This is a genomic window from Roseibium sp., assembly GCF_025698965.1.
Taxonomy (GTDB): domain Bacteria; phylum Pseudomonadota; class Alphaproteobacteria; order Rhizobiales; family Stappiaceae; genus Roseibium.
This window is the reverse complement of record NZ_JAILWL010000512.1, coordinates 1-4493: the sequence shown is the minus strand read 5'-3', so window position 1 is coordinate 4493 and position 4493 is coordinate 1. Positions and strand designations below refer to the sequence as shown.

4 protein-coding genes are annotated in these 4493 nt (G+C 56.6%); 1 reads left to right on the top strand and 3 read right to left on the bottom strand.

The features are described from left to right. Positions 1 to 266 precede the first annotated feature (266 nt). Positions 267 to 1877 (bottom strand): APC family permease, encoded by a 1611-nt coding sequence (locus K5905_RS28320; protein WP_297590649.1) that lies wholly within the window; start codon positions 1875 to 1877, stop codon positions 267 to 269. 278 nt (positions 1878 to 2155) lie between these two features. On the opposite strand from K5905_RS28320, the gene K5905_RS28315 reads away from it, so the two are divergent. Beyond that, a complete protein-coding gene (locus K5905_RS28315; protein ID WP_297590647.1) occupies positions 2156 to 2338 on the top strand; it encodes a hypothetical protein in 183 nt (60 codons plus the stop codon). Between the two features lie 151 nt (positions 2339 to 2489). Here K5905_RS28315 and K5905_RS28310 read toward each other — a convergent pair whose 3' ends face one another. Beyond that, positions 2490 to 3797, bottom strand: coding sequence for an FAD-binding oxidoreductase (locus K5905_RS28310; protein WP_297590646.1), 1308 nt, complete (start codon positions 3795 to 3797; stop codon positions 2490 to 2492). Between the two features lie 168 nt (positions 3798 to 3965). After that, positions 3966 to 4493: ribulose-phosphate 3-epimerase (locus K5905_RS28305; protein ID WP_297590643.1), on the bottom strand; the 528-nt coding region annotated here is incomplete at its 5' end.

Genomic DNA, 4493 nt, shown 5'->3' with positions numbered 1-4493 from the left:
AAAAGACAGTTTCTCCTACGAAGTGAATGAGGAGGAAACCGGTCTGGCGACATGGATGACGCTGGATGAGCTTGCAGCCAAGCAATTGGAGCTCTATCCGACCGGATTGCGGGACAAGTTTGCCAAACCGCCCGCCCCACAGCGCCCAGGGCGTGTTTTCAGCTGAACCAATGTCCGCTCTCGCGGAGCAGATTCATTCAGTTTCTTGATCATGTTTTACATTAAATATTCTATGTAACTAACAGATATAAATCACTATATTGAAATTACAATTTAAAATCAGAACTTTCTACCGGCGCATCCGTGGGATCATCGTATTCTCCGATTTCCTCAAGTTCCTCTTCGGCCATGTATCGAGCAAACTTGTCTTTGCGCAGGCTCAGGCGAACGGCTAGGAAATAGACACCTGTCGATAAAGCACCGACAGCGACAATATCCGGTCCGACCGGGATGATACCCAGACCTCCGCCGAATGAGCCGAGATAGGACACCGTCACGAGTCCGGGCAAATACGGCAAAAGCCAAGCTGCCTCACGCCAGTCCAAGCCGTCAAATCCACTTTGAGTACTGCGGAAGAGCAGAAGCACCAGTCCGAGAGCGAGACAGAGGCCAAGGTGGATCATCGTGTCCCAGCCGCTCCAGTAAATGATCAGGCTCGCCACAACGAAAGCCAGGCACCCGGTGACAGGGGCGACAGGTAGCACGAAGGCGCGCGGCGTATCGGGCAGGAGACGCCGGAACGCCAGCACCGCGATCGGCCCGACAACAAAGGAAAGTACGATCGAGGAAGTGTTGAGGGCAATGACTTCCTTGAAGGGCAACGCGATGAAGAAGATTGCCGCAACCACGAAATTCACCAGAAGGGAGAAGAGTGGCACACCGCGATTGGAGAGCGTTTCCATGAATTTGGGGAAGAGCCCGTTTTGCGCCATGGCCAGCCCGAGCCGTGCATTCGATCCGACTGATACAAGGCCGGATGCGAAGCTTGAGATTCGGGCACTGGTGTCCAGTAGACTGACAATCCAGAGCGCGCCGACGGCACTCGCCAGTGCCGCCAACGGTCCGAGTTCGCCGGTGAAATGCAACGATTGCCAACCTCCCTGCAGTTGCTCCTTGTCGAGCGCACCCAGGAATGCAAGTTGTAGCCCGCCCAAAATCAGCAGGCAGACCAGAAGGCTCATGACAAGCGCGAGCGGAATATTGACCTTGGGATTGCGGGCTTCCCCCGCCATATCGATGACATGGCGAAAGCCGATCAGGGCGAAAATCACACCTCCGTTCGAAATTGCGGACAGGATGCCTTTCAGCCCTTCCGGGGCAAAGCCGCCATAGTCGCTGAAATTTCCAAAGCGGAACTCGGATGTAAGAATGACGGTGGCAAGGAGCGCGGGTACGAGAATTTTAACCCAGGTGAGAGCAGTGTTAATTCGGGCAAAGAACTTGACGCCAAACGCATTCACGACGGTGAAGAGAAGCAAGAGCAAGCAGGCAACAAGGAGGCCGGACGTCGTCAACTGCTCGTTTGAGCCGTAAAGCCAGGGAGCCAGGCTCTTGGAATAGCGCAGCACCGCCTCAACTTCGATGGTCGCCGCCGTGTTATAGCCAATCCAGGCAGTCCACCCCATCGTCATGGAAACGACTGAGCCGTGTGAAAAATGAGGGACCCGGCCAATCCCGCCGGCAACGGGGAGGATTGTCGCAATTTCGGCGAATGTTGCTGCCAGTAGCAGCATGGCAAGACCGCCGATACCCCAGGCGACGAGAGCAGACGGCCCTGCGGCCTGCGCGGCAAACAGGGGCGCAAACAGCCAGCCGGAGCCCAATATTCCGCTGATCGCGACAAATGTCAGACTGAGCAGCCCTATGCTGCGTTTCATGCGCGCCAAGACGATTCCCCCAAAGGATTCTCAATAACCTTAGCCGAGGGAATGTTGGAGCTGAAAGGTGTGTTGTGGGGGCAACGTCCAAGGTACCAATACCGGCAATTCACGTTTTCAGCCGAAGATACTTGGTACGTCAGCATTGGATGTGCATTAGCGAGGTTGGTGTCACCCTACGACCTTGCAGCCAGCTTTTCTCGAAAAGTGTCGCAATAAAGTGCATTCTGAACGGTCCTTGGGCAGATTTCCAGGAAGTCAGCTGCGTGAGATCTAAGGTGAGGAAGAAATTCGAACTCGCCGCCGCCATACGTGAGCGTGGACAAGATCTTATGCGTCCATTCATCGTGCTCGATTTCGGGGCGTATGAATTCGGATACTTCCGGCGTGGATGGTCACTGTCCAAACAACATGACAACAGCAGCTTTGTAATTGCGATTTTCGGTGTTCAGGATCCTTAAAGCTTCGAGCAAATCTTCTTGAGTGGCGTATCTTGTGGAATACTCAGTCCAATTCGGTGGAATTAGGACTGCAGAAGTGATGGCAGCATGGCTTTCAGCCTTGACGCTATTGCACGTCAAGTTACCCGCAATCGGAACGTTGACCCCGGCTTCAGCGATCCAGTCCGACGCCGATAAATCGCTTTTTCACTGTGAAATAGGCCCCAATGTTGACTAGAGGGCGCGGGGGTATCCAGGACGCAGGTGCACAGGCCAGACAGTCGCGGACGAGGTCGCTGTCGGCTCCTCTTGCATAATCAGCCAGCGCATGTCCAAAGGCGGTGCCGCGGCTGACGCCCGAGCCATTATAGCCGCCGGCGATAAATACGTTCTTTGCTGCCTTGCTGAAAAAATTGGTGCCGTTGCGGCTGATGCCTTCCACACCGGACCATGCGAATTCGAAAGGAACGTGTGCAAGGTGTGGGAACCGGCGCTCAAAACTTTCGCGATGGGTTTCCTGTCGCTGTTTCAGCTGGGCGTCGCTCAACAGCTGGCCGCCGTTATATTCAGCGGTGTTGCGAAGACTGATGCGGCCATCGACGGTCAGGCGAACGGTGGCGCCGCCGCTGTGCAGAGAAAGAACACCCCAATCGGAGAGCGATCCGAGGCTTGTGCGCTCTTCCTGCGACAGAACCCGCGTGAAGCTGCCGGTCAATGTGGACGCGCTGAGACGCCGCGCCAGGAAACCGAGTTTCGGAGCCTCAAAATTTGTTGCCAGCAGCACATTATCCGCCAGCAGTGTGCCTTCCGGTGTGACCAGGCGCAGGGGAGTGCCGTGATCAAGGCGCGTCACCGGACTGTTTTCATGCAGGCGCGCATTGGCGGGTAGCGTGTCGGCCAGACCGCGGACCAGGGCTGCCGGCTGAACGAGCGCTCCCTGGTCGACGTGAACGCCGCTTTGATAGGTATTTGTGCCGAGGCGGGCAGCAAGCTCATTTGAGCTGAGTGGGGTATGCGCAATGTCCAGGGCGGATAGATACTCGCAAAAATAACGGCATTCTGCCTGCGCGCGACTGTCCGCTGCGGCATGATAAAAGCCCTGTTCGCGCCATTGGCAGGCGAGATTGTCCGCTTCGACACGTTCCCGCAACAACGTCAGTCCGGCCTGATTGATCCGGTTAACCCTGCGGTATTCGTCAATATCCTTACGGGAAAAACCGCCACCGAAGTGACTGACCGCAACCGCATAACCGGAGTTTCGCCCTGACGCACCCTGACCGACCTCGCGCGCGTCGAGGAGAGCGATTTCCTGGTCCGGTCTGCTCTCAGCCAACCGGCGCGCCGCCGCCAAACCCGTGACACCTGCACCCACAACCGCCCAGTCGGCACGATGCTCGCCGCGAAGTGGCGCAGTTGCCTGTCGCGGAGGCAGAAGTTCAGCCCATCCGTGTCGATCGGTTTCGAATATGCCGTTGTTCACCGAAACTCATTCCTGGTTTGTCGTCAGCGACGTTTGCTTCGACTTTTCCGGCGAAGCCGGACCCCGTGCGAAGCAACATAGGGCCGTGACGGGGGCTAAGGGAACAGCCAAAACTCGTTTGTGGACCGGTGGCTCAACGAATGTGCGCGCTCCACCGGCACATCGGCTTCAGGCTTCCTGCGCCGCATTCCGGATCGCCGAAATGTTGCTTGAATAGTTCTCAATCGAACCGCCCTTGAACACCGCAGACCCGGCAACCAGCACGTTGGCACCGGCTGCTGCAACGAGTGGTGCTGTTTCAGGCGTGACACCGCCGTCGATTTCCAGGTCGATCGGCCGGTCGCCGATCATTTCCTTGATGCGTCGGGTTTTTTCGACCTGGGAGTCAATGAATTTCTGTCCGCCAAATCCAGGGTTCACGGTCATCACAAGGATCAGGTCCAGCCGATCCATCACGTACTCCAGAACACTTTCCGGCGTTGCGGGGTTCAAAGAGACACCGGCCTTCTTGCCGAGATTGCGAATTGCCTGAAGCGAGCGGTCGAGATGTGTCGTTGCTTCCGCATGGACGGTGATGATGTCGGAGCCAGCTTTTGCAAAGGCTTCCAGATAAGGGTCGCAGGGTTCGATCATCAGGTGTGTGTCGAAGATCTGGTCCGTGTGCGGGCGCAGCTTGGCAATCACATCCGGACCGAA